This is a genomic window from Methylobacterium sp. 1030 (assembly GCF_040544715.1).
In the GTDB taxonomy this organism is placed as follows: domain Bacteria; phylum Pseudomonadota; class Alphaproteobacteria; order Rhizobiales; family Beijerinckiaceae; genus Methylobacterium.
In genome coordinates, this window is record NZ_JBEPKM010000004.1 from 328860 (window position 1) to 353977 (window position 25118).

Annotated in this window: 24 protein-coding genes and 1 rRNA gene; 16 read left to right on the forward strand and 9 right to left on the reverse strand. The window is 72.4% G+C overall.

Annotated elements, in window-relative coordinates; all coding sequences use genetic code 11:
* Positions 1-81 precede the first annotated feature (81 nt).
* The gene (locus ABIC30_RS07920) at positions 82-690 is read right to left on the reverse strand and encodes a PAS domain-containing protein (protein WP_020094420.1); all 609 of its coding nucleotides are present in this window, start codon (positions 688-690) and stop codon (positions 82-84) included.
* A gap of 214 nt (positions 691-904) precedes the next feature.
* Between ABIC30_RS07920 and ABIC30_RS07925 the strand changes: the two genes are divergently transcribed.
* Both ABIC30_RS07925 and ABIC30_RS07930 read left to right on the forward strand, forming a co-directional pair.
* The gene (locus tag ABIC30_RS07925) at positions 905-1144 is read left to right on the forward strand and encodes a type II toxin-antitoxin system Phd/YefM family antitoxin (RefSeq protein WP_026605131.1); all 240 of its coding nucleotides are present in this window, start codon (positions 905-907) and stop codon (positions 1142-1144) included.
* Positions 1145-1148: 4 nt separating this feature from the next.
* Positions 1149-1595: a type II toxin-antitoxin system VapC family toxin gene (locus ABIC30_RS07930; RefSeq protein WP_020094418.1), complete on the forward strand. Its 447-nt coding sequence runs from the start codon at positions 1149-1151 to the stop codon at positions 1593-1595.
* Positions 1596-1648: 53 nt separating this feature from the next.
* Here ABIC30_RS07930 and ABIC30_RS07935 read toward each other — a convergent pair whose 3' ends face one another.
* A complete protein-coding gene (locus ABIC30_RS07935) occupies positions 1649-2260 on the reverse strand; it encodes a TetR/AcrR family transcriptional regulator (protein WP_020094417.1) in 612 nt (203 codons plus the stop codon).
* A gap of 292 nt (positions 2261-2552) precedes the next feature.
* Between ABIC30_RS07935 and ABIC30_RS07940 the strand changes: the two genes are divergently transcribed.
* Positions 2553-3638 (forward strand): alpha/beta hydrolase family protein, encoded by a 1086-nt coding sequence (locus ABIC30_RS07940; RefSeq protein WP_103986395.1) that lies wholly within the window; start codon positions 2553-2555, stop codon positions 3636-3638.
* An 85-nt stretch (positions 3639-3723) separates the two neighbouring features.
* Here ABIC30_RS07940 and ABIC30_RS07945 read toward each other — a convergent pair whose 3' ends face one another.
* Positions 3724-4287: a TetR/AcrR family transcriptional regulator gene (locus ABIC30_RS07945; protein ID WP_026605129.1), complete on the reverse strand. Its 564-nt coding sequence runs from the start codon at positions 4285-4287 to the stop codon at positions 3724-3726.
* A gap of 102 nt (positions 4288-4389) precedes the next feature.
* Here ABIC30_RS07945 and ABIC30_RS07950 point away from each other — a divergent pair, with 102 nt between their 5' ends.
* Both ABIC30_RS07950 and ABIC30_RS07955 read left to right on the forward strand, forming a co-directional pair.
* Entirely contained in the window at positions 4390-5595 is a 1206-nt protein-coding gene (locus ABIC30_RS07950; protein ID WP_020094414.1) for an MFS transporter, read from the forward strand.
* A gap of 230 nt (positions 5596-5825) precedes the next feature.
* Complete coding sequence (locus ABIC30_RS07955) at positions 5826-6956, forward strand: epoxide hydrolase family protein (RefSeq protein WP_020094413.1); 1131 nt, start codon at positions 5826-5828, stop codon at positions 6954-6956.
* Between the two features lie 58 nt (positions 6957-7014).
* Here the strand turns inward: ABIC30_RS07955 and ABIC30_RS07960 are convergent, their stop codons facing one another.
* On the reverse strand, positions 7015-7926 hold the full coding sequence (locus ABIC30_RS07960) for an MBL fold metallo-hydrolase (protein ID WP_354454620.1): 912 nt from the start codon (positions 7924-7926) through the stop codon (positions 7015-7017).
* A 178-nt stretch (positions 7927-8104) separates the two neighbouring features.
* Here ABIC30_RS07960 and ABIC30_RS07965 point away from each other — a divergent pair, with 178 nt between their 5' ends.
* From ABIC30_RS07965 to ABIC30_RS08000, 8 genes are all read left to right on the forward strand, one after another.
* Positions 8105-9445 (forward strand): sensor histidine kinase, encoded by a 1341-nt coding sequence (locus tag ABIC30_RS07965; RefSeq protein ID WP_020094411.1) that lies wholly within the window; start codon positions 8105-8107, stop codon positions 9443-9445.
* Between the two features lie 8 nt (positions 9446-9453).
* A complete protein-coding gene (locus tag ABIC30_RS07970) occupies positions 9454-10113 on the forward strand; it encodes a response regulator transcription factor (protein WP_020094410.1) in 660 nt (219 codons plus the stop codon).
* Positions 10114-10524: 411 nt separating this feature from the next.
* Positions 10525-10767, forward strand: coding sequence for a hypothetical protein (locus ABIC30_RS07975; protein WP_020094409.1), 243 nt, complete (start codon positions 10525-10527; stop codon positions 10765-10767).
* 55 nt (positions 10768-10822) lie between these two features.
* A complete protein-coding gene (locus ABIC30_RS07980; RefSeq protein WP_026605126.1) occupies positions 10823-11713 on the forward strand; it encodes an SMP-30/gluconolactonase/LRE family protein in 891 nt (296 codons plus the stop codon).
* A 77-nt stretch (positions 11714-11790) separates the two neighbouring features.
* Positions 11791-13620, forward strand: coding sequence for a glycoside hydrolase family 15 protein (locus ABIC30_RS07985; RefSeq protein ID WP_020094407.1), 1830 nt, complete (start codon positions 11791-11793; stop codon positions 13618-13620).
* Positions 13621-13679: 59 nt separating this feature from the next.
* Positions 13680-14192 (forward strand): hypothetical protein, encoded by a 513-nt coding sequence (locus tag ABIC30_RS07990; protein ID WP_026605125.1) that lies wholly within the window; start codon positions 13680-13682, stop codon positions 14190-14192.
* Positions 14193-14504: 312 nt separating this feature from the next.
* A complete protein-coding gene (locus tag ABIC30_RS07995) occupies positions 14505-14729 on the forward strand; it encodes a hypothetical protein (RefSeq protein ID WP_234083189.1) in 225 nt (74 codons plus the stop codon).
* 469 nt (positions 14730-15198) lie between these two features.
* Positions 15199-15549: a hypothetical protein gene (locus tag ABIC30_RS08000; protein ID WP_354454625.1), complete on the forward strand. Its 351-nt coding sequence runs from the start codon at positions 15199-15201 to the stop codon at positions 15547-15549.
* Between the two features lie 95 nt (positions 15550-15644).
* On the opposite strand, the gene ABIC30_RS08005 is transcribed toward ABIC30_RS08000, so the two are convergent.
* Both ABIC30_RS08005 and ABIC30_RS08010 read right to left on the reverse strand, forming a co-directional pair.
* Positions 15645-15938: a hypothetical protein gene (locus ABIC30_RS08005; RefSeq protein ID WP_056531102.1), complete on the reverse strand. Its 294-nt coding sequence runs from the start codon at positions 15936-15938 to the stop codon at positions 15645-15647.
* A gap of 129 nt (positions 15939-16067) precedes the next feature.
* A complete protein-coding gene (locus tag ABIC30_RS08010; RefSeq protein ID WP_354454627.1) occupies positions 16068-16652 on the reverse strand; it encodes a hypothetical protein in 585 nt (194 codons plus the stop codon).
* 515 nt (positions 16653-17167) lie between these two features.
* On the opposite strand from ABIC30_RS08010, the gene ABIC30_RS08015 reads away from it, so the two are divergent.
* Positions 17168-18364: an FAD-dependent monooxygenase gene (locus tag ABIC30_RS08015; RefSeq protein WP_354454628.1), complete on the forward strand. Its 1197-nt coding sequence runs from the start codon at positions 17168-17170 to the stop codon at positions 18362-18364.
* Between the two features lie 193 nt (positions 18365-18557).
* Here ABIC30_RS08015 and ABIC30_RS08020 read toward each other — a convergent pair whose 3' ends face one another.
* Positions 18558-19313 (reverse strand): DUF72 domain-containing protein, encoded by a 756-nt coding sequence (locus tag ABIC30_RS08020; RefSeq protein ID WP_354454630.1) that lies wholly within the window; start codon positions 19311-19313, stop codon positions 18558-18560.
* Between the two features lie 66 nt (positions 19314-19379).
* Here ABIC30_RS08020 and ABIC30_RS08025 point away from each other — a divergent pair, with 66 nt between their 5' ends.
* Positions 19380-19742, forward strand: a complete 363-nt coding sequence (locus tag ABIC30_RS08025; RefSeq protein ID WP_042669993.1) for a DUF4186 domain-containing protein — start codon at positions 19380-19382, stop codon at positions 19740-19742.
* 95 nt (positions 19743-19837) lie between these two features.
* Here the strand turns inward: ABIC30_RS08025 and ABIC30_RS08030 are convergent, their stop codons facing one another.
* Both ABIC30_RS08030 and ABIC30_RS08035 read right to left on the reverse strand, forming a co-directional pair.
* Entirely contained in the window at positions 19838-22222 is a 2385-nt protein-coding gene (locus tag ABIC30_RS08030) for a type IA DNA topoisomerase (RefSeq protein WP_354454632.1), read from the reverse strand.
* Positions 22223-22598: 376 nt separating this feature from the next.
* Positions 22599-24365 carry a monovalent cation:proton antiporter-2 (CPA2) family protein gene (locus tag ABIC30_RS08035; RefSeq protein WP_091683388.1) on the reverse strand — a complete coding sequence of 589 codons (1767 nt, stop codon included), beginning with the start codon at positions 24363-24365 and terminating at the stop codon, positions 22599-22601.
* A gap of 671 nt (positions 24366-25036) precedes the next feature.
* On the opposite strand from ABIC30_RS08035, the gene ABIC30_RS08040 reads away from it, so the two are divergent.
* A 16S ribosomal RNA gene (locus ABIC30_RS08040) occupies positions 25037-25118 on the forward strand; the annotation flags it as partial.

A 25118-nucleotide genomic window follows, 5' to 3' on the forward strand; every position in this document is an offset into this window, starting at 1 on the left:
CGTGTCTGGCCCAGTCTCCCGCTCCCGGACAGGATCGGTCGACGCTCCGCCCCATGCTGTATCTTGCTCGGGACACCGCGATCAGTTCATCTGGCGGTGCCGGTCCTGGACCTCCTGGAGGGCGAGCCTGCGGCCCAGCGTCATCAGCAGCGCTTCGGCCTGCACCTTGAGCTCCGCGTCCCGCAACTCGCTGATCGCGTACATCGCCGCGATGGCGTGATCCGCTGCCAGCTCGAGGGGCGACGTCTCCGCACGCGGCACGGCCTCGTCGGCCATGTCCTCGAACATCCGCATCCGGGTGATGTCGAGGAGGATGCCGCTGCCGCCCTGGAGCCGCCCGACATGATCGCCGGTGAAGCGCCCGCGCACCAAGACCCAGCGCGTCCGACCGTCCGCCGAGGTCACCCGATGCTCGGCGAGGTACGGTGTCCCCTCGCGGGCGCTGCGCCGAATCAGATCATCGATCCGCTCGCGATCGTCCGCGTGGATGCTGCTCATGTAGCGGCCGAGCGGGACGCCTTCCTCGGCCTCGGCCGGATCGACGTTGTACACCAGGGCGACGAAGGCATCGGCCCGCACCCGATCGACGCCCGCGTCCCATTCCCAGCGGCCGACGACGTCGAGCGCGTCCAGCGCCGTCTGGAAGGTTTCCGAGGCTGTTTGCCCGTCCAGGGGCTTAAAAGCTGCCACCCGAGCACCCGTATTCAGTTAACAGTAACATACGTTGGTCCTAAAGCGCTGCAACCGCAAGGGGCATAATCTGGTCTGCAATCAACTGTTGCGTGCCGGACACGGGTCGGCCCCGGCGAGCCGCCGGGGCCGGGTGCCGACGACGGGCCGCGGGCGGTCCTTGCAGATCGGAACCTGGACACCCATTATGACCACAGTGGTCACGGAGAGCGCCATGCAGGAGATCCAGCTTCGGGACGCCAAGGCGACGCTGTCGGCCGTCATCGACCAAGCGAAGCAGGGCGCGCCCTCGATCATCACCCGCCACGGCCGCCCCGAGGCCGTGCTGCTCAGCTTCGAGGACTGGCAGCGGCTGTCCCGCGTCCCGTCGTTCGGCCGCCTGCTCATGGCCGCGCCCGTCGCGGCGGACGACCTCGCCCCCCCGTCCGGCGGGCTCAGAAGCGCCGAGCTGTGAGGCGGTGTACCTCGTCGACACCAACGTGCTCTCGGCCGGCGCGCCGACCAAGGCCGTTCCGGCCGTCGCACTGATCGACTGGATGGACCGGAACAGCGCGGGGCTCCACCTCTCGGTCGTCACGATCGCCGAGATCGAGGACGGCATCGCGAAGAGCCGCAGGGACGGTGCCGCGCGCAAGGCCGAGCGCCTCGCGGCGTGGCTGGAGACCTTGCTGCACCTGTACGCCGCCAAGGTCCTCCCGATCGACCTCGCCGTCGCGCGCCACATCGGCGGGTTGTCCGATCTGGCGCGCGGACAGGGGCACGCGCCCGGCTTCGCGGATCTCGCGATCGCCGCCACCGCGCGCTGCAACGGCTGGACGGTCCTGACCCGGAACGTGCGGCACTTCGCGCCGCTCGGCGTTCCCGCCTGCGATCCCTTCGTCGCGCTGCCGGCCGATGGGCGGTGACGGCGTCGCGCCCGTCACCGCGGGGCCGCGGCGGCGTGCCGATCGCGGCGGGACTATCGGGACGGTGTGCAGAACTCGGCCGTGAGACCGGCGAAGGCCGCCCGCAGGAAGGCGTCCACGGGACGGTCGCCGCCCGCCTGGATCCAGGCCTCGATCGCCAAGCGCATCGCACCGAGCGACGCCATGGCGACGAGGCGCAGCGGGGCGCTGCGGACGGGATCCGGCCAGCGCTCGATCAGCGCGGCGTGCAGGGCCTGCTCGTGCAGGCCGTAGGCCGCCTGCTTGCGGGCCTTCAGGGTCTCGCTGGACCGCATGACGCGATCGATGCTGATGAACTCCTGGGTCCGGAAACCCGTCGACAGCGCCAGCAGGGCGTCCCGGACGGCCTCGACCGGGACCTTGCCATCCGGCTGGGCCAGGACGGCCTTGCGTAGCGCCGCGCCGAAGCCGCGCATCTGCCACTCCAGCAGGATCTCTTCCTTTGACTTGAAGTAGTAGAAGAAGGTTCGACGCGAGATGCCGGCCGCCTCGGCGATCGCGTCCAGGGTCGTCGCCTCGTAGCCGTGCCGGCTGAACAGCCGCAGGCCGGTCTCGGCGATCCGTTCCAGTGTCTCCTGCCGTTTTCGCGCGCGCAGGCTGCCGGGCTTCGGTGGCGGGCTCCCCATGCCGGCGTTGTGACATGCGATTCCGCACTTGCAAAGTTGCACGCGGTGCAATTATATTTTTACACCGAGTGCGATTTTGATGCGCGGTCTCGGGACGCGGTGCGGAGTCCGGTCGGGCGCCCGCCCCTTCCTGCCGATATCGGCAGCCTCGTTCGCCGTCGGGGCCTCCGTCGGCGAACGGAATTCGGTTGGCGCGCGCCGGGGGCGAGGGCGCGTCGTGATCGGGCTGCGGCCGGCGATGCGCGGCTCTGCGAACCCTCCTGGCTCCCCTCCTCTCGCGAAAGCCTTCCCCATGCTCGAGTCTTCCGGTCCGACAGCGGCACGGCCATTGCCCAACCGTCGGCAGGTCGGCGCCATGCTGCTGGGAACCCTGGCCGCGGGTGTGACGCGGCCGGCCGCGGCGGAGCCCGTCGTCGAGGACGTCCGGATCGTCGACTTCGACTGGGTCGACGGCGCGCGCCAGCGACCGGTGCCGGTACGCCTGTACTGGCCGAACACGTCGTCGCTCCGGCGCCGCGTCCCGCTGGTCGTGTTCTCGCACGGTCTCGGACAGTCCCGGACCGGCTACAGCTATCTCGGTCGGCACTGGTCGTCCCACGGGATCGCGAGCCTGCACCTGCAGCACGTCGGCAGCGACAGCTCCGTCTGGACCGGCAATCCCCTGGCCCTGCTCGACCGGATCGAGCGGGCGGCGCAGGAACGGGAGGCGATCGCCCGGGCGCGCGACCTGCGCTTCGCCCTGGACCGCCTCCTCGTTCAGGACGGGGGCGCCTTCGGAGACCGGATCGACCCGCGCCGGATCGTGGCGGCCGGCCATTCCTACGGCGCCAACACGACTCTGATCGCCGCGGGTGCGCGCGTCGTCCGCGACGGGCACGCCCTTCAGGCGCGGGATCCGCGAATCGCGGCCGGGATCGTGATCTCGGCGCCGCCCTTCTACGGCGAGCGCGACCTGCGGGCGGTCCTGGGCGCCGTCGAGATCCCGACCCTGCACGTGACGGCGACCGAGGATGTCATCCAGCTGCCCGGTCGCACCTCGCCGTTCAGCGACCGCCTCGCCGTGTACGAGGCGATCGCGACGCCCCGGAAGTCCTTGGCGGTCTTCCAGGGCGGCTCGCACAGCATCTTCACCGACCGTCCCCTCACGGGCGGTCTGAACCTGAACCCGCAGGTCAAGGCGGCGACCGCCGCCGGGACGCTGGCCTTTCTCGACCTCGCCTTCCGCGGCGATCCGGAGCCGCTGCGCGCGTGGTCCTCGACCTGGCGACCAATCCTCGCCGTCGCGCCCGCGGGCTACGCGGGCGCGTCGCTGGCGCAACCCGCGATAGCGACCCGCGGAAAGGACCGGACGCGCGCCCAGCCCGTGGAGCCGCTCTGACGGGCCGCTCGTCGCGCCTCCTGGCAGCTGAGGTCAGGAGCCCGGCCTCCTCCGCGAGGTCGGTGCACGGGGTCGGCGCCTCGGGTCAGGTCGCTTCGCGCGCCGTCAGGGTGCGGTCGACCAGCTCGAGGATCCGTTCCCGGTCCAGCGCGGTCCCGAACAGAATCCGGTAGAGGATCGGCGAGACGACCCCGTCCAGCACCGCCTCGGGGTCCGGGAAGGCCTCGCCGCGGGCCACGGCCCGATCCGCGATGATCGCGATCTGATCGCGGGTGAAGCTGCAGCATCGCTGGGCACAGTTCGCGTCCGCCGCCGCCAGGACGTCCCGGATCATCTCCCGCCCCGGCGCGGACGACATCTCGTCCGCGTACTGCTCCGCCCACGCCTCGAGATCGGTCCGGCCGCTCCCGGTATCGGCCGGCTCGCCGTCGGGACGGAGCCGCTCGACCGCGACATCGGCCAAGAGCTCGGCGAGCGTGCCCCACCGGCGGTAGATCGTCGACGGCGTCACGCCGGCCGCGGCGGCCACCAGGGGCACCGTGATCTCCGAACGGTCCGTCGTGGTCAGGAGCGCGCGCACGGCCGCCTGAACCGAGGTCTGCACCCGCGCGCTGCGGCCGCCCGGACGCGGCCCTTGCCTCGTCGTCATCCTGCACTCTGCCATCTGGGGCACCACAAACGCAAAGATATTGCGTTTGTGGTGCGGAGGGCCTACGCATCAAACGCAACGGATTAGCCTTTAGGTTCGCCAATGACCAGGGACCGCAAGCTGAAAGTTGTGGCTGTCGCGGGCAGCGGCACGCTGTTCTTCCACGCGGCGGTGCTCGGCACCTTCCTCGCCGCGTCCGCCGCTCCGACGCCGCTGTACCGGTTCTACCAGGAGACCTACGCGCTCTCCCCCGTGCTCACGACCGCGGTGTTCGCCGTCTACGCGCTGGCGCTCCTCAAGGCGCTCCTCGTCGCCGGGTCGATCTCGGACCATCTGGGCCGACGGCCGGTGATCTTCGGCGCGCTGCTCCTCGAGCTGGTGGCGATGGCCCTGTTCACGACGGCCAGCGGGGCGTGGGGACTCATCGCGGCGCGCTTCGTCCAGGGCGTGGCGACCGGCATCGCGGCGAGTTCGCTGGGCGCCGCGCTCGTCGACGTCGACCGGGCGCGGGCCCAGCTCGTGAACGCGATCATGCCGCTGATTGGGATGGCGGCGGGCGCGCTCGGGACCAGCGCCCTCGTGCAGTACGGCCCGCACCCCCTCCACCTCGTCTACGCGATCCTGGGCGCGGTGTTCGCCGCGCAGGCCGCTCTCCTCTGGCTCACGCCCGAGACCGGCGAGCGCCGCGCGGGCGCCCTGCGGGCCCTGAGGCCGCGCGTCGTGGTTCCGCCACAGGCCAGGCGGCCGCTGGCCGCGATCACGCCGACCAACATCGCGACCTGGATGCTCGGTGGCTTCTACCTCTCCATCGTTCCCTCGCTGGTCGTCGCCGCGACGGGCAGCCGGACCCCGTTGACGAGCGGCGTCATGGTCGCGGCCCTGATGGTCGCCGGCGCCTTCGCGGTCCTCCAGCGGCGCGGCCGGGACGCCGCGGCCAACCTGACGATCGGGACGCTCGCCATGACCGCCGGTCTCGTCATCGTGCTCGCCGGCATGCACGGCGGGAGCGTGCCGGTCCTGATCGGCGGGACCCTGGTCGGCGGGGCCGGCTTCGGGACGAGCTTCCTCGGCGCCCTCGGCACGATCGTCCCGCTGGCGAAGCCGAGCGAGCGGGCGGAGCTCCTCGCGAGCTACTACGTCGAGAGCTACCTGGCGTTCAGCCTCCCGGTGATCTGTGCCGGGTATCTCGTGCGCCGGATCGGCTACGTGACGACCGCCGACCTCTACGCGGCCGCGATCCTCGCCATGAGCGCGGCCGGGTTCCTGGCGCGGCGGGCGCTGACGTCGCGACGCGTCTCGCCCGGCTGACGTACCCTGCCTGCGGCGCTCCGGTCGGGTCCGCGTCCCGGAAGGGCACCGAAGCCGGCCGCCGGGGGCCGACAGCCCTCGCGCGATCGCGCCGCCAATAGCCGTCGTGCCGGGCGGGGCGATCCCGGCGTGACCGTCCCGGCCCGGCCGCGTTGACCCGGATCAACGTCGCGCGAACGGGACGGCCGGTATCGGCACGCTCCCGGGACGCGGAGCCGAGCGGAGGCATCATGCGAGACTTCACCGTCGCCTGGGACGCGAACCGGCTGGCCTGGGTGCGGGAGCGCGTGCGGGCCTACCGCCTGCCGCGCCTGCCGACGGGAGCCGGCTGGCGCTACGGCTGCGATCCGGCCGTCCTGGCCGACCTGTGCGCCCACTGGCTCGACGGCTTCGACGAGGCCGCGGCCGCGGCCGCGCTCAACCGCTTCCCGCAGATCCTGGCCCGCGTCGAGGATCTCGACCTGCACGCCGTCCACGTCGTCGGCGAGGCGGAAGGCCGGCGCCCGCTGCTGCTGATCCATGGCTGGCCGGGTTCGATCTACGAGTTCTGGTCGGTGATCGAGCTCCTGGCCTTCCCGTCGCGCCACGGCGGGCGGACGGAGGACGCGTTCGACTTGGTGATCCCGGCGCTGCCCGGCTTCGGCTTCTCGGGCAAACCCGCCGCGCCGATCGGCGCGCGCACCGCGGCGCGGCTGTTCGACCGCCTGATGCGCGAGCAACTGGGCTACCCGCGCTACCGGGTGCAGGGCGGCGACTGGGGTGCCGGTGTCGCGGCCTGGCTCGGTCTCGACCACGCCGCGTCGCTGGAGGCGATCCACCTGAACTACCTGCTGGTGCAGCCCGATGCCGAGCCGGAGAGCGCCGCGGAGCGGGCTTGGCAGAAGCAGGCCGGAGCCACCCAGCAGGCGCTCGGGGCCTACGCGCAGCTGCAGGGCACCAGGCCGCTCTCGCTCGGCTACGCCATGGCGGACGAGCCGGTGGCGCAGCTGGCGTGGCTGGTCGAGCGCTTCCACGACTGGGCCGACCTGCGGGAGCGGCCCTTCGCGCAGGTCTTCACGAACGATCAGCTCCTGACCAACGCCCTGCTCTACATCCTCACCGATTCCTTCGCGACGGCGACGTGGTTCTACGCCGGCGCGCAGCAGGAGGGTGTGCGCCGGATGCCGCCGGGGCGGCGCGTCACGGTGCCGACGGCCTTCGCGGCCTACCCGGATCCGCGCACGCCCGCGCCGCCGCGAGAGTGGCTGGAGCGCGGCTACGCGGTCTCGCGCTGGCAGACGATGCCCCGCGGCGGCCATTTCGCCGCCATGGAGGCGCCGGACCTGTTCGTCCGGGACCTGCGGGACTGGGGCCGCGGCTGACGGCGTCGTCCCGCCGCATCGCGGACTCGGCCGGACCCGGCGGCACGAACCGGATCCTCTAGATCAGCGCGTAGCCCGCCCCGTCCCGCTCGATCCGCCCGCGGGCGGCGAGGTGCATCCCGGTCACACTCAGGCCCTCCGCCGCCGCGCGATCGAGGATGCGCCGGCGGGTCGCGATCGCCTCCCCCGGATCGGTGTCCCAGATCACGGTCCAGTCCGGGTGCGGCATCTGCAGGAGCCGCGAGTGGATCACGTCGCCCCAGATCAGCAACCGGTCCGCCCTGTCCGCGATCAGCACGCCCATGTGACCCGGCGTATGGCCGGGGAGCGGCATCGCGCGGATGCCGGGGGCGAGCTCGGCCTCGCCCGAGAGGCGGCGGATCCGATCGGGGTAGGCGGCGAGCACGGCCTGCGCCGTCTCGAACATCGGCCGCAGGGCGTCGGGCGCGGCGGCCCGCGCTCCCGCATCCGACCAGTAGGCGACCTCGCGCTCCTGCACCACGAGCTCGGCGTTCGCGAACCGCGCCAGGCGGCCCGGCGTCAGGAGACCGCCCGCGTGGTCGGCGTGGAGATGGCTCAGCCAGATGGTCTCGACCTGGTCGGGCCGCACGCCCTCCGCCGCCAGCGCGGCGGTCACCCGGTTGAAGTCCGGTCCGAAGACCGTTCCGCAGCCCGCGTCGAGCAGCCAGTGGCGCGCGCCGCGCCGGATCAGGAAGGCGTTGACCGGCTCCGGCGACGGGCCGTCCCCGGAAAGACCGGCCCCCTGCAACAGAGCCCGTCCGGCCGGGCTCTCGGCCGCGGGCATCATGCGCGGCTCCAGCGGGAACAGCCCGTCGCGCAGGGGCGTCACGGTGAAGGCGCCGACCCGGTAGGGCGCGGCTCCGGTCGCGGCCGCGCCGGGCCGGTGCAGGCCGAGCGGCAGCAGGGCGGCGGCGGCGAGCAGGCTGCGGCGGGACAGGTGAGAGGCCATGGCGGGCTCCGCGGGATACGGGACGCCGCCATCCTGCGGGGCGCGTGGGGCGCGGGCCAGGGACGTCCTCCCGCCCGCGACCGGGCATTCTTCCCGCGCTGGCTCGGCGCGGCTTGCGCGCCGGGACGTTCCCGGTGCCAAATCGCCGCGTCGCTTCGAGCCCGGCCGTTTCGCCCCCATGAGCCTGCCCGCGCATCTCGGCCTACGCCTCCTCGTGGTCGCCCTCCTGTGCCTGGCCGGAGCGGTCGCCTGGACCGGCTTCGCGGCCCAGGCGAGCCTGCAGCGGGAGGCCGCGACCTCGGCGGAGCGGATCGCCGCGCAGCTCGCGCGTCAGCCGGGGCTCGGCAGCGCCGGTCCGGTCGCGATGCCCGCCGCGCCGCCGCAGCCCGCACCGGCCCTCCTCACCATCCTCCCGGGGATCTGCGCCGACATCCAGCTCGGCGTCGAGTTGCCGCGGCGCGTCTGCGGCGACTGGGATGGCCTCGACGCCGCCCCCGCGTGGTTCCGGGAGGCGGTTACGGGGGACGCCGCGGCCGCGCCGACGATCCGCGCGATCGTCTTCCGCGAGCGCACGATCGGCAGCGTCACCGCCTGGCCCGATCCGACCGCTGCGGCGGCCCGCGTCTGGCAGCGGGTGCGTCTCGCGGGCGGGCTCGCGCTCGCTCTGACGGCGGCGACACTGCTCCTCAACTGGCTCGCGGTCACGCGCCTCGTCGCGCCCGCCGGGCAGATCGTGCGCGGGCTGGCGAGGCTCGACGCGGCCCGGACCCGGTCGCCGCTGCCGCGCTTCGCCGCCGCCGAGTTCGACCGGATCGCACGCGCCTGCGATGACCTCGCCGACCGGCTCGCCCGCGCGGAGGCCGCGCGCGCGGAGCTGATGCAGCGGCTCGTCACGGTGCAGGAAGAGGAGCGGCAGGCGCTCGCGCGGGACCTGCACGACGCCTTCGGCCAGTGCCTCGCCGCCGCGGGCGCCCGGGCGGCCGCGATCGAACTCGCCGCGCCCGACGACCGCGAGGATCTGCGCGCGGACGCGCGCGGCATCGAGGCCGTCCTCGCCACCATGCGGGAGAGCCTGCGCGGGGCTCTGGCACGCCTCGAACTGCCCGACCTCGCCGAGACCGGGCTGGAGGACGCGCTGCGGGGCCTCGTGGCGGATTGGCGGGCGCAGCTCAGGTCCGGCCCGGCCCTCCATCTCGACGTGGCCGGCGACCTCGCCGACATGCCCGTGACCGTGTCGGCGAGCCTCTACCGCATCGCGCAGGAGCTCCTGACCAACGCCCTCCGCCACGGGCGTCCGAGCCGGATCTTCCTGCGGGTCGTCCGGACGGAGACCGGAACGCGGGCGGTGACGCTCACGCTGGACGACGACGGCAAGGGCGATGTCTCGCGCACGGCCTCCGGCACCGGCCGCGGCCTCGTCGGCATCCGCGCGCGGCTCGCCGCCCTCGGCGGCAGCTTCACGCTGACCGGCACCGGCAGCGGGATCCGCGCCTGCGCGACCGTCCCGACCGCGGTCTGAGGCGTCTCATGCCCACGTCCATCCTGCTCGTCGACGACCATCCGGTGGTGCGCGAGGGCTATCGCCGCCTGATCGAGCGACAGCCGGGACTCGTCGTGACGGCGGAGGCGGCGAGCGCGGCGGAGGCCTACCGCCAGTACAAGGCGCACGGGCCGGATCTCGTGATCCTCGACCTGTCGCTCCCGGGGCCGAGCGGCATCGAGGCCATCCGGCACATCCGCCAGTGGGACGGGGCGGCCCGCATCCTGGTCTTCAGCATGCGCACCGGAGCCGTCGTCGCGCGCCGAGCCTTCGCCGCGGGGGCGTGCGGCTACGTCACCAAGGCGAGCCCGCCGCGCGCGTTGCTGGCGGCGGTGGCGGCCGTGCTGCGCGGCGAGCGGGCGATGAGCGCCGACATCGCCCACGCCATCGCCCAGGACGAGGTGGCGGGCGGGCGCTCGGCCGTCGACGCGCTGAGCCCGCGGGAAGTCGAGATCCTGAGCCTGACCGCGGGGGGGATGACGGCGCAGGCCGTGGCCGAGGCCCTCTGCTTGAGCCTGAAGACGGTGCACAACAACCTGTCCGGGATCCGCGCCAAGCTCGGTGCCCGAACGGATGCACACCTCGTCTGGATCGCCGTGGGCGCCGGGCTCGTGTGCCCGCCCGAAGAGCTGGCCGGCAGGGCGTGACGGGGACCGCGCGCATCTGTCTGAGTGACGGATGATCCTTCCCGACATCCATCGCTGAACTAAGCGCCGCGTTTAATCCGCGCCGATGCGTGCGTGAGGGCACTCCGCGATTGCATGTCACCATCTACTTTGCCATCGCGGCACGAAATGATGCGTGAAGTCACGGTTGGTGATTTTGCCGAGACTGCGGATTAAACGACGATTACATGGAGAGGGCGTCTCTGCTCTTGGTCGGCGCGGTGCGCCGGTCGCGGGCCGGTAGGGAATAACCGTGCGCCGATGGCCGTGTGGTCGATCGTGGATCTCCCGTCGGTCGTCGGCTCTCGCCCCGCGGACGAGGCGCGCATCACCGCGCAGGCAGATCGGATCGGAGATTGAATCGGGAGGCTCGCCATGACTGTCGGACAAGCGATGACCCGTGGAGCGATCATCGGCCTGATCGCGCCGTTCATCTGCATCCATGCGGCGCTGGCAGCCGCGTTCACGGGGACGGGCGGCGGCCCTGAGACCACGATCAACGCGCCGTACCGCTCGTCGGTGGGGCAGACGGTGCCGCCCGGCGCGGGGGCCGCGCCGCTGCACGATCCGCGGGAACGGACGCGACGGCAGAAGGACCTCGACGCGGTCCTCGGCAGCGTCTGCGACAAGTGCTGACGCCGTCGCGACAGGTCCGCCTCGAACATCGACCGACACGAACGGGAACGAGCATTTGCGTCCTCCGCACGACATCCGAATTCTCAGCCAGGTGCGCTGCCACCTCGGTGAAGGACCGAGCTACGATCCGCGCACCGGGACGGCGTGGTGGGTCGATATCCTGGAAGCGCGCCTGTTCGAGAAGCCGATCGCCAGCGCCCAGAAGGCGCTCGTCCACGTCCTGCCCGTCCAGGTCAGTGACATCGCGGCGATCGACGGCGCCCACCAGCTGCTCTCGGCGGAGGACGGTCTCTACGTCCGGTCGATCCGGGACGGGGATATCCGGATGCTCTGCCCCCTTGAGGAGGATCTGCACCACAACCGGTCCAACGACGGCCGCGTCCATCCGAGCGGCGCGCTGTGGATCGGCACGATGGACCGCGACGCCACCAAGGGGCGCGGCTCGATCTATCACGTGGCCGGCACGAAGGTGCACCGCCTCTTCGGCGGCCTGACGATCCCCAACGGCATCAGCTTCTCGCCGGACGGCGCCACCGGCTACTTCGTCGATACCGACGTCGGCGTGCTTCACCGCGTCCCGCTCGATCCGAGGACCGGGCTGCCGCGGGGACCGGTCGAGATCCATTTCGACCACCGCGGCGGCGAGGGCGCGATCGACGGCGCCGCCGTGGATGCCGAGGGCCTGATCTGGACGGCGCGCTTCGGCGCCGGCTGCCTCGACGCCTACAGCCCCGCGGGCGAGCGGGTCCGCACCGTGTCGGTGCCGATGCGGCAGCCGACCTGTCCGACCTTCGCGGGACGCGATCTCGACCGCCTGCTGGTCACGTCCGCCTACGAGGGCATGGACGTGGCGGACCGCGCCGAGGATCCGGAGCATGGCCGGACGATCCTGATCGACGTGGGCGCGCGGGGGCTGCTGGAGCCGGCCTTCCGGCTCTGCGCCTGACCAGGCCGGACCGCGGTTCTCGCCCGCCCTGGCCCGACATCAGCCGGCGCGTCGAAGCGCAACACCCAGGAGACTCTATGACCGACGCGGGCGAGCGCCCCTATCAGCCGATCGAAGCCTACGCCCTCCTGAGCAACTGCGAGGGGTGCGCGCTCGTCGCCCGCGACGGATCGATCGACTGGGCCTGCCTGGAGCGCTTCGACGCCGACCCGGCCTTCTCCCGGCTGCTCGACCGCCGGCGCGGCGGCCATTTCTCCATCCGCCCCGAGGGGCGGTACGAGACGGCGCGGCAGTACCTGAGCCGCAGCAACATCTTGGAGACCACCTTCACCACCCCGGACGGCTTCGTGACCCTGCACGACTTCATGGTCGGGCCTGAGGGCGGCCCGCACCGGCCGCTCCTGGTCCGGCTCGTCAGTGGCGTGTCGGGCCGTGTTCCGATGGTGGTCGCCTACCGGCCGCTGGCGGGCTTCGCCGAGTCCTTCGCGCCGCCGGAGATCGCGGGCGGCCGGGTGACGGCACCGGGATGCCCGGGCCTCGTCGCGGATGTCGAACTCGTGCGGGACGGCGCCGGGGCCGCCGCGCGGTTCGTCCTCGAGGGCGGGCAGGCGCGGAGCTTCAGCCTCTACGGCGGTGCCCTGCCGGACGCCTCGCCGGACGCGCGTGCCCTGATGGAGCGGACGCGCAAGGCTTGGGTGCTGTGGACGCAGGACGCCGCCTACACGGGACCGCTCGCCGATGAGCTGATCCGGTCGGCGCTCGTGCTCAAGGCGCTGACATACGCGCCCACCGGCGCGATGGTCGCGGCGGCCACGACCTCCCTCCCCGAGGAGATCGGGGGGATCCGCAACTGGGATTACCGGTTCTGCTGGATCCGCGACGCGTGCCTGTCCTTCTACGTCCTGAAGAAGTTCGGCATGCTGCGCGAGGCCGAGGCCTTCTTCGGGTTCGTGTCCGACCTCTGCGCGCGGGCGGAGGGGCGGCTGCGGCCGCTCTACAGCGTCTCGGGCGAGGTCGACCTCGCCGAGACCACGATCGCGCATTTCGAGGGCTGGCAGGGCAGCGCGCCGGTGCGGGCCGGCAACGAGGCCGCCGCGCAGCATCAGGCCGACGCGTACGGGCAGGTGCTCGACCTGCTCTACCTCTACACACGCCTGGGCGGCACGCTCCCGGAGGCGATGCTCGGGCACGGCGCCCGGCTGGCCGACATCTCCGCCGCGCACTGGCACCGCCCCGACGCCGGTCTCTGGGAGCCGCGCAAGCCCGAGCAGCGCTACCTCCACGCGGCGATCATGAACTGGGTCGCCCTGGACCGGGCGATCCGCCTGTTCGGCCCGCGCGAGACGTGGTGCCGGGAGCGCGACCGCATCGTCGCCTGCGTGAACGGCCCGGGGATCCACCGGGACGGCTACTACCCGCAATATCTCGACGGTGACGACGTCGACGCCGCCCTGCTGATGGCGCCCCTGGTCGGCTTCCCGGTCGACGAGGCCGCCTTCGCCCGGACCGTGGACGTCGTCATCGAGCGCCTCGGCCACGGCCACCTCGTCTACCGCTACCGGAACGACGACGGCCTGCCCGGCCACGAGGGCACCTTCCTGCTCTGCGCCTTCTGGCTGGTCGACGCGCTGCTCTGGCTCGGCCGGGACGCGGAGGCGCGGCTGCGCTTCAACGCCCTGCGCGCCCTCCAGAACGACGTCGGCCTCTACGCCGAGGAGGTCGCGCCGGACGGCGCTTTCCTGGGGAACTTCCCCCAGGCCTTCAGCCATCTCGGCTTCATCCACAGCGCCCTGATGCTCGACCTGTTTGACCACGGCGGTCGCGCGGCGGTGCAGGGCACCTACGCCGACCGGTCCCTGCGCGAGACGGCGCTGCGCCGGACACCGACCCTGGGCGGCCCCGACTGATCGCCGCCCGCCATCCGCCCGTCCGCTGTCGCCACCCCTCATTCAGCACAGGAGTGCCCATGTCCCGATCGAGCCGTCACGAAGCCCGTCTCCTGAGCGTGGACGAGGCCGATCTCGTCGCGCGCTCGCATCACCCCAGGCTCGGTGAGGCCGATGACGGCGGCTTGGCGGAGCTGGTCGCGCGTCTTCGGGCAAGCCGCGACCGTGCGCGGGATATCTCCCGCCGGCAGCGCCGCGAGCTGCGCGGCAAGGCCGCCCCGTCCGGCGCGCGCGCCGCGACCGACAATACCGGGACCCGCCGGAAGGCCGCGGTGCTGGCAGCCGCGGTGAAGCGCGCCAGCAAGGAGAGCGAGCGCAGGCGGAACGCCCGGGCGCGCGGTCGCCTGGTCACGAGCTCCCGCAGGGCGCTGGCGATGAAGCAGGCCGCCGGCGATCACGGTCTCGCGCGACCGACCTCGCGCACCGCGCACGATGGCATGCAGGCCGTTCCGAACGACAGCCTCGCGCCGTCGGGCGCCCTCGACAGCGCGGGACACGAGATCGCGCGGCGGCGCGGCGGCGGTCCGCGGTAGCGCCAGACCCGGACGGCCGCCGCGGGCGCTCCGGGCTCGGCCCTTGCACACCGGCGTCGGCTTCCGCGCCATCTCACCGGTAGCGGACGGGCCGGATCCGCGGCGCGCCTCTCTTCCGGCCGCGGCCGGTCACGGGCGCGGACCCCCGCCTCGCGGTGCGCGCCGGCGCGGATCCCGCGAGATCCCTGTCGCGGCTCTCACGCGAACCTCGCGGACGCGCCCGTCATGGAGCGACAGGAGACGTCGGTCCTGGCAGGGTGGGATCCGATCGTGGCCCCGGGCCGTAGCGGAGCGCGCCCGGACCAGGCGCGCATGAGGATGTTGTCGATGCGGGGCGCCGCGCTGATTTTCGGGACACTTCTCGTCATCGCGACCTTCGTGTGGTTCATGTACTTCGTCCCCCTGGGATGTGCGATGAACACGACGGGGTGCCGGGAGACCTTCTCGGTCTGGAGCGGCGGCGGCCTGGTCCATTTCTGGGCGCCGCTCCTTGTCGCAGGCGCGGCGATCCTTTTCGGATTGTCCGGCTCCAGGTAGATCGGCGGTATTCGCGCATTGCGAGGCAGGGCCGCCGACGCTCCGGTCGTCGACGGATCTGGTCAGCGGCGACGAGAGGGTCGTCGATGAACGTCTAGACGGCCGTGCAGCCGTTCCGGTGATCCCGCCCCTCGGTCAGGGGTCAGCTTGCCGGCGGGACCGGGCCGTGCGAGGTGTCGCACGCGACGATGCCTGACGTGAGTTGATCCGCCGATCGCATGAGCCTCGCCGTCGACCCGACCCGCGCCCGAACCCCGATGACCGCCGATCTGCACCGCGGCTATCGCGGCCGGGAGGGCGACCGACGGGCCGCGCGGGATGCCGGTCGATACCAGTTTCGGCGTCGGACAATCCCCGCGACCCGGCGAAAACGCGACTGGGCCGCCCATCGCAACATCGTGCCGGCGCCTGCCGGAGGAACCGCGTCCCGCGAGGCGGGACCGTTCGCCAAGACAGGGGATGTCTGGGAATGATCATCTGGTCCGGCTGGGGAATGCTGACGGCGCTGATCGCGGCGGCGGGCCTGATCGGCAGCGTGCTGCTCGATCCGGCGCTCACCCGCCTGGGCGTCCCGACGCCCACGGGCGTCATCCTGGTGTGGGTGGTGGCGGCCGGCTTCAACTGGTGGCTCGGCACCCGGCTGAACGGCAGGCCGGGCCGCGAACTGCTCGACCCGCGCACGGGGCAGACGGTGATCCTGCGCCCGCGCCACACCCTGTTCTGGATCCCGATGCAGTACTACTCCGTGCTCATGGTTCTGCTCGGTCTGCTCGCCGTGATCGGCGCGATGCACGCCGGCTCGCCGGGCCGGCGTGTCTGATGGGCGAGCGCCGCGCCGCGGGTGCGCGGCCGCGACCTCTCCGAGGCCTCTCCGGCGCTCGACGCCGCGGCGCAGGGATGAAGCCCGTGGCGGTCCTAGGGGCAGTCCGGAGCGTCCGGTATCGCGTCGAAGGCCTGCGGTCCCGGCTGTGCTCGAGGGCGGACGACGACGCGGACCGTGACCCGACAGTCACCCGCCCGGACGCGGTAGCGCTCCCCGTCGACGCGCTCGACTGCATCGATCGGACGCGATCCCAGCACCCGCGCGGCCGCCTCCGCGACGGCCTGGACTTCACGCACGCGTTGCCAGGACGGCGGCAGGGCGGCCTGGGCGGTCGTCGGAAGCAGCGCGAGCCCCGTCGCACTTAGCCAGCGCCGCGCGGCCATCATGCCCGGACCTCCCCGGTCCTGGCGGGAGCCGACACCGGCGTTGGGACAGCGGCCCGGATCGGCCGGACCGCGAAGAGCCGAAGGCGTCGGCGCGTGGGCGTCTCTCCGTTCATGCGGCGGGGACGAACCTCAGCGGACCGCGAAGACGGAGGCCGGTGCCCCGTAGCGCCGGTCCCAGCCGTCCCACGCGACGTCGGTCGGTCCCACGGCGAAGTCGACGACCCGCCAGCCGTTTCCGTCCTGGCGCAGCAGCGCGGCGTAGTCGTTCGAGTCCAGATCGTCCGCGGCGCGAGGGAGGGGGCGGCCGTCGGGTCGCTGCATCCGCGCGAAGAGGAAGGCCCAGGGGCCGACTTGGTTCAGGGCGTGCACGACGAACTGCACCGGCTGTCCCCGCCCGGCCTCCGCAGGGCCCCGGGCGACATCGAGCAGGACGCGCCGCGCTGCGCCCTGCGGGGTCTCCGTCCCGGCCTGTGCGGGCTGTCGCGTGCCGTCGCCGCAGGGCTGCCAGGTTCTCTGGGCGCCGGTGTCGACCGGGCGTCCGTAGCACCAGCCCGCGGCGGCGAGCCGGCGATCGAGGCCGTCGCGCCGTTCGCAGGCCGCCTGCGTGCGCGGATCGTCGCCGGAGCCGCCGCGGCAGAGGCCGTTGGCCGTGGTCCAGTCCCGGAGAAGCGCCGCCACCGGCTCGGCGCGCGTCGCCGTCGGCGCCGCGATCATCAGGGCGCAGAGCGCGCCGACGCGCCGTGTTCGCCGGGTCCGGTATCTCCGGCTTTCGCAGGGCGCGCGGCCATCACCGGGGAGGCCGCCATCGGCCCGCGCGACGGCGTGGCGGGCCGGAGCAGCGGATCCGCGCGTCTCCGCACCGGCGTCACCCGACCGCGCGCCAGTGCCCGGACCGCCGATGGACCTTCCGTGTCCCCCTGTCATGCCCTGAAATCCCTGCCTGCGCCGGTCTCACGTCAGCCATGAGCAGACCAGACCGAGTTCCGCGCGCGTCCCGCGCGGGATGATCGGCACGATCGTCGCGCTCATGTTGGGCACGCGGCGAGACCTGTCGAGGGGATCGGCGCCGCCGCGGGTCGGAGCGGGTGCGCCTCCGCGGCGCTGCACGGCCGGGTGGCGATCCCACCGCCGGCACCGCCGAGACGGGAGCGTCCCGCCGCGGAGAGCCGCGCTCGTCGCCGGCAACCCGTCGCGCCGGACGCTGTTGGGTCCCCGGGAGTGGTTTCCGTATGGCGCGTCGCATCCTGATCACCGGCGCCAGCATCGCCGGCAACACGGTGGCCTGGTGGCTCGGCCGCAGCGGCTTCGACGTGACCGTCGTCGAGCGCGCGCCCGCCTTCCGGGACGGTGGGCAGAACGTCGATGTGCGCGGCGTCGGTCGCACGGTGCTGCGCCGGATGGACCTCGAACGGGCCGCCCTCGCCAGCGGCACCGGCGAGGAGGGGACGGCCTGGATCGACGGCCGGGGACGGGTCGCCGCGCGGTTCGACCTCGCCGGGGCCGAGGGTGATGGGCCGACCGCCGAGATGGAGATCCTGCGCGGCGACCTGGCGCGCCTTCTCTACGAGCCGGCCCGGGAGCGGGCCCGCTACCGCTTCGGCGACCGTGTGGCCCGCCTCGCGGAGGACGGGGACGCGGTCGCCGTCACCTTCGCGGGCGGCGAGACGGAACGCTACGACGCGGTGGTCGTGGCGGAGGGCGTCGGCTCATCGACCCGCGAGCTCGTCTTTCCCGGAGAGAACGCGCCGCGCTGGATGGATCTGACCATCGCGTACTTCACGATTCCCAGAATCCCCGGCGACGACCGGATGTGGCGCTGGTTCAACGCCACGGGCGGCCGCAGCATCTCGCTGCGGCCGGACCGGCACGGCACGACGCGCGCGATGCTGACGCTCCGTCAGCCGCCCGGCGGCGAGCAGGACTGGGATGTCGCCCGTCAGAAGGCGTTCCTGCGGGCGCGGTTCGCCGGCGCCGGGTGGCAGGCCGGGCGCGTCGTGGCGGGCCTGGACGCGGCGGACGATTTCTACGTCGACGTCCTGCGCCAAGTGAGGATGAAGCGCTGGTCGTCCGGACGCGTCGTGCTCACAGGCGACGCGGCCTGGTGCGCGACGCCCCTCGCGGGCATCGGCACGACGCTGGCCGTCACCGGCGCCTGCGTGCTGGCCGGTGAGCTGGTGCGCACCGACACGGTCGCGGCGGGCTTCGCGGCTTACGAGCGGGTCATGCGCCCGTATGTCGAGAGGGCGCAGGGTGTCCCGAAGCTCGCGCCGAAGCTCATGAACCCGCGCACGCGGATCGGCATCCGTCTCCTTCACGCGGCCCTGAACGTCGCGAGCAGGCCCGCCGTTCGCCGCGTCACCGCGAAGCTGTTCGATGGGCGCTCCGAGGAGCCCGATGTCTCCGCTTACGTCGGTCGATCGGCCTGAACCGGCTCCTCGGCACACACGCTCCGGCCGGTTCCACATCGCGCGCTCGGATCGCCACGGCTCGGTTCACTGCGGGGTCTGACCTTGGCTCAGGAACGACGGCGTCCGTTGTCGGGGCCGCCTCTCCCGACAAGACCGGCTGTGCCGGCGGGGGAAAGTCCTCCCTAGAATTGTGAGATCAATGTCTGTTGTTTCATGAATCGGATCCCTGTCGGGTCTCGACGCGCGCGAGCATGTCGAGGGCATCACCGATCGCGGCGAACTCCGCGGTGTTGTCGAAGATGCACCACGCGCGTCGGCCGAGGGCCTTGTGCGCTCCGAGGCGCTCGGCCATCCGGGACAGGACGCGCGGTTCGTACGCCGAGTAGTACATGCGCGGCGAGCCGTGGAGCCGATAGTAGACGAGGTCCGGCCAGCCACCGGGCATGCCGGCGTTCCGGACCGGCGCGGGGTCGGCCGCGACACGGGCGATCGCGAGGCCGACGAGCAGGCGGTCGACATCTTCTGTGAACCACGTGGCGTGGCGCGGCTCGCAGACGATGTCGCCCGGGAAGCGCCGCCGGAATCCCGATAGGAAGGTCGCCGCGGACGGGCTGTCGAAGGCCAGACTCGGTGGGAGCTGGAGCAGCAGCGGCCCGAGTTTTGTCCCGAGGCCCGCGACCTCCCCGAGGAAGCGCGCGAGGGGCTCATCCACGCCGATGAGGCGCCGCTCGTGCGTGACCGATCGCGGCACCTTCACGGCGAAGCGGAACCCGTCCGGCACCGCCGCAGCCCATCTCGCGTAGGTCGTCGCCCGATGGGGCCGATAGAAGGCGGTGTTGATCTCGACCGCGGAAAAGCGCTGTCCGTACCGCTCCAGATGGCTGCCCGCCTCTGGGAACTGCGGCGCGTAGGCCTTGGGCAGGCTCCAGCCCGCGGTTCCGACGGCGATGGCGTCTGATGGATGCATGGAATACCGCTCGGGGCCGAAGCCATGCCGGCCCGACCGGCGATCGGTAGACCGGGATCTGCGCGCATGCGAGCGCTCGACGAGGTGTTCGACCGTCTCCCGCAATCCGCGTTCCGGCGACGCTTCCGGCTGGCGATCGCCGATCGGGTCTACCTGCGAGAGAAGGGGCTCCCGACGGTCTTGGACCACGCGCGGGACTTCGTGCGGCGACGCCTCGCGTCCGCCGAGCCGAGGAACGACGGCAAGCAGACGCCCTTTCGCGGTCATCCCGTCTTCACGGCGCAGCACGCGACGGCAACCTGCTGCCGCGGTTGCCTGGCCAAGTGGCACGCGATCCCCGCCGGCCGGGCATTGACCGCCGTCGAGCAGGCTCACGTAGTCGCCGCGATCGCGCGCTGGCTGCGCTCCGAGGACCCCGAGGCCGCCTGAGGCGCGCGCCAGGCCGGGCGGCCGGCGCCACCGAGACGGGGCAAAGTCGGCGTCGCGGACGAACGCCGCGATCCGGTCACTCCCGCCGCGGCGGTTCAGGCCCGGCGGCGTGCCGCTGCCGGTCGCGGTGTCCGTGCCACACGGCCCCGCCGCTTCTCCCGCTCCGCGGACCTCTTGCTCTTCGCCCCTCCGGCGTTCGCCTCGTCCCTCCCCTGCCCTGGCCGCGCGGCGTGCGCGTCGAGGAAGCGCCGGCACGCGTCGAAGTCCGTCTCCGCGTCCGGCGGGCACGGGATGCCGCGCTGCTGGGCGAGGCTGCGCGCGTAGCCGACCATCGCCGCGCTCGGGCTCCGCCGGCCGTCTGCGCGGCCGGCGTCGTCCTCCTGCCCGGCACGCGGCCCGGCATGGGTGTCGAGGAACGCGCGGCAGACGCTGATGCTGCTCCTGCAGCCACGCGGCAGCGTCACGCCCTTCCGCTCGGAAAGGCTCACGGCGAACGCCATCATGGCCGGCGTCGGCGGCCGCTGGGCGCCCTGACCGGCCGGGATCAGGCTCGGATCGAGGCTGACGGTCGGCGCCTGCGCGATCGCGGCGATCAGGTCGTCGAGGCGGGCGCGGGTGCGCTGGCGGAAGGCGGTCGCGCGCGCGACCGCCTCGGCGCGCGTGGCCGCCCGTCCGATCTCGGCGAGCTCCGCCTCGAACATGGCGCGCCCGACCGGATCTCCGTAGGCCGGGAACACGCTGCGCACCGCGCGGACGAAGGTCAGGCCGACCTCGGTGACCTCGATGGCCGGATCCTTGCCGGTAGACAGCGTGATGTAGCGGCTCTTCAGGAGCTTGGGCAGGATCGTGTCGCGCGTCGCGGCCGTGCCCAGACCCTTCGGCTCGTTCGGGTTGGCGGGGTTCTCCAGGGCGCGCTTGGCGGCCGGATCGTCCACTTGGTCGATCAGCCGGCCCATCACCACCGGCAATTCGCCTCGGGTGATCCGCCGCGGCGGCTCGGTCTTCGCGGTGGCGATCTCCGCCGTCGCGGCGGAGGCGCCCTCGCGGTCGGTCACGAGCGGCAGGCGGGTGGCGGTGGCTTCCGCCTCGCGCTTGGTCTTGCCGGGCACGGCATCCGTTTCGAGCTCGGCCTCGCTGCCGTAGAGCGCGCGCCAGCCCGGCACGCGCACGACGCTGCCGGAGACGGCGAACCGCCTCACGCCCAGCGGTGTCGCGACATCCGCCGTGACGCTCGTGCGCGCGTCGACCCCGTCGGGCAGGTGCGCGGCGAGATAGGCCTTCGCCACGAGTTCCCACAAGCGGAACTGATCGGTGCTGAGACGGCCGCGCTCGGGCGCCTTGCGCAGGGGCACGATGGCGTGGTGCTCGCCCGGATCCGCGACGTAGTGGCCCTTCAGGCCGCGACGGATCAGCGGCGCAGCGTCGCGCGGAACGACTGTGCTCAGGTCGGTCAGGACGGTCGTGACGGCCGCGATGATCGCGGCGGCATCGCCGGCCTGGCCCTCGGGCAGGTGCTCCGACTCCGTGCGCGGGTAGCTGAGGTACCCCTGATCGTAGAGGTCCTGAGCGATGCCGGCCGTGTGCTGCGGGTCCCAGCCGAACCGCTTGGCGCAGCGTCGCGCCAGGGTGTCCTTCGAGAACAGCCGGGGCGGCGCGCGCCGGACATCCCTGTGCGCGACCGCCAGAGGGCCCGACCACGTCGCCGCGGCGGACCGGATCGTCTCAGCGATCGCCGCATCGAGGATCCGCTCCTTCGGGGCGTGCCAGAGGGTGATCTCCGCGCCTGCATGGGTCCTAAGGTGCAGCGCGACCTTGAAGAAGTCCTGCGGCACGAAGGACCGGATCCGCTCCTCCAAGTCCGCCAGGATGGCGAGGGTCGGCGTCTGGACGCCGCCGAAGCGCCAGGGCTCCCGGAAGGCGGGCGGCCGCAGGCGCAGCGAGATCGCCCGCGTGCCGTTCAGGCCGAGATGATAGTCCTCGTACTGCCGGCAGAGCGCCTCGAGATAGGCGGCGTAGTCGCGCTCGCCCGAGGCGGGATCCTTAGCCAGGGCCGCGAAGGCGCGTCGGATCGAGACCTCGTCGAGCGCGCCGAGCTTGAGCCGGTCGACCCGGCCGTTCCAGCCGAGATGCTCGAGCACTTCCCACGCGATCATCGAGCCCTCGCGACCCGGATCCGTGGCGATGATCACGCGGTCCACGCCGCTCAGCGCCTGCCGGATCGCGGCGATCTTCGGTGCGTGCGACTGCCCGGACCGGTTCGTGCCGTAGCCGACCGGGATCGTGGGAAGGACGATCGGGAGGAGGTCGAAGCGCCAGGGCTTCCACTCGGGCCGGATGCTGCCCGGCTCCTCGGCCGACAGCAGGTGTCCCTCGGCGGCCACGCAGACCGTGCTCGGCGAGCGGAAGAAGCGCTGCAACTGGCGCATCGCCGAGGGCTTCTCGAAGAAGAACAGCGTGCGACCGGAGCTCGGAGATGACATGTCGCTGACCGCTCCGGCTGTCGCCGCGCCTGACCCAGGGTTCACATTTTGTTCCAGACGGGCTCGGGACGCAACTGGCGCCTCGAGAGGATAAGCCGTCGCAGAAGCTGGCGGCGTGTCGCCCTCCCCAGGCACACCGGCCGGCGCCGCGATGGTGGAGCGGCGCTCGTACCCGTGCTCCGGGCTCGCCCGCGGCGGCGACCCGGAATGCCTCCGTGGCCGGATCCCCGCCTGTGGCTGGCGCGCCGCCGTCGACCCGCGCACCGTCCTCCGAAGGCTCCGGGCACGCGCTCGCGCGCTAAGGGTTGCCCGCCCCAAGTGTCTGCCGAGACCAGCAAGCCTTCAGCGGGCGCGGCACCGAGGCCCGGTCGCGGGCCTAGCCGGCCGCGTGCGCCGAGCCGGGCTTGTTGCCGTGAATGAGGTCCCGACCCGCGTAGATGCCGCCCACGACCTGCAGATCGAGACGCTCCGCATCGCGGCGCCGGACCTCCGCCAGGATCGCGCTGGCCGCTTCCGGTTCGGCTCCGGTCGTCAGGAGCGCCTGCTCGCCGAGGAGCAGAGCCGACTCGACCGTCTCGCGGATCTGGTAGGCCACGCCCGCCTGGATCAGCTCGACCGCGTGTTCGCGATCCCGGGCGCGCGCCAGCACGGGCACCAGGGGGAACTCCGCCTTGGCGATCTCCGCGACGCGTCTGGCCATCGCGGTGTCGTCGACGCAGATCAGGATCGCCCGCGCCGTCGCGGCGCCGGCCGCGTGCAGAATGTCGAGGCGGGTGCCGTCACCGTAATAGACCTTGAAGCCGAATCCCTCGGCGAGACGGATGTTGCTCGGGTTCGTGTCGATGATCGAGACCGAGCAGCCCTGCGCTATGAGCGGCTGACTGGCGATCTGGCCGAAGCGGCCGAACCCGACGATCAGGGCGCTGCCCACGAGGTCCTCGGGCGCCTCGACGCCGTCGATGGACGGGACGGCCTTGGGACCGAGACGATCGAAGGCGACGACCATCAGCGGCGTGATCGCCATCGACAGGATGATGGTGGCTGTCAGGACGGCGTTGGTCGTGCCGTCGATGATACCCGCGCTCGCGGCGGCCGCGTAAAGCACGAAGGCGAACTCGCCGCCCTGCGCCATCAGGGCGGCGCGTTCCAGCGACTCGGCGTGCGAGGCGCGCAGCACCCGGGCCACGCCGTAGATGAGCAGGCCCTTCACGGTCATGTAGGCGGCGACGCCCGCCAGGATCAGGCCGGCATTCGCGGCGATCACCGTCAGGTCGAGGGACATCCCGACCCCGAGGAAGAACAGGCCGAGCAGGATGCCGCGGAACGGCTCGACATCGGCCTCCAGCTGGTGGCGGAAGCTCGACTCCGAGAGCAGGACGCCGGCCAGGAAGGCGCCCATCGCCATCGAGAGGCCGCCGAGCTGCATCGCGAGGGCCGAGCCGAGCACGACGAGGAGGGCCGCGGCCGTCATGACCTCGCGCGCCTTGGCGGCGGCGAGGAGGCGGAACAGCGGGTTGAGCAGCCAGCGCCCCGCGGCGACGAGCGCGCAGACCGAGAGCAGGGCGATGGCGACCGTGACCGCGCGCTCCGTCGCGCTCGCGGCGCTCCCGCCCGGCGCCAGAAGCGCGACGGCGGCGAGGAGCGGCACGATGGCGAGATCCTCCAGCAGCAGGATCGCCACGATGCGCTGACCCTTCGGCGTCGAGAGCGCGCCGCGCTCCTCCAGGAGCTGCATGACGATCGCGGTGGAGGTCAGCACGAAGCCGGTCCCGGCCACGAAGGCGACGGTGATCGAGAAGCCGAGGGCGAGTCCGACCAGGGTGAGGGCGGCGATGCAGGCGCCCACCTGGGCCAGGCCGAGCCCGAAGATCGCGCGGCGCATGCCCCAGAGCCGGGACGGCTCCATCTCCAGCCCGATGATGAAGAGGAACATCACGACGCCGAGCTCCGCCACGTGGAGGATGGCGTGGGCGTCCGTGAACAGGCCGAGCCCGAAGGGCCCGATCGCCAGTCCTGCCAGGAGGTAGCCGAGGACCGATCCGAGGCCGAGCCGCTTGAACAGCGGGACGGCGATGACGCCGGCCGCCAGGAGGGAGACGACCTGGACGAGTTCGCTCGCGGCACCGGATGCTTCGACGGCCATGGCGGGGTCCTTACGTGGGTGCACTGGCGCCCCGCGGCCCGTGCAGGGCCCCGACGTCGCGCCGATGGATCCATCTTGAGCGAAGCACGCGCAATCAGAAATGGAAACTATCGAAACGGATCGTTTCCATGAGCACTCATCGTGCGGCCTGCTCTGACGCGCGATCCGGAGCGAGGCCCCTCGTCCGGATCACGGAGGGGTGTGCTGAGAGGCTGGCGCGGCGACGGGTCTCTGCGCGCGGGGGCTCTGCCGGATCCGGGAGCGGTGTCCGCACACGCGGACGACCGCGCCCGTCAGCGTCCGGGGTCGAAGAAGACGGGCGATTGACAGCCGATTTCTGGCGCCCTATACGGCGCCTCCCGACGCGGTGCCCGGCCAGGGCGGGCCGCTCGGACGGACTTCCACTGAAGACTGCAAGCAACGGTCGGCGAGCGCCGAGTAGTTTTTTGTTGATCTTCAAATGGCACTTGTGTAAACAGGCGCCGTTCTTTGACAAGTGAATACGGGAAAGAGAAGCGTGGACGGCGCTTGTCCTTGCGGGTCCGGCGAGAGCCGGATCAACGAGAGAAGCGAGCTGTCTAACGCTTCGGAAGCTCACACATCCGGGTAGTGATGCCGGGATGATTGTGAGCCTCTGTCAAGTAGTTGTGATCAGCTTAGATCAATCTCTTCAACGTGAGAGTTTGATCCTGGCTCAGAGCGAACGCTGGCGGCAGGCTTAACACATGCAAGTCGAGCGGGCCCTTCGGGGTC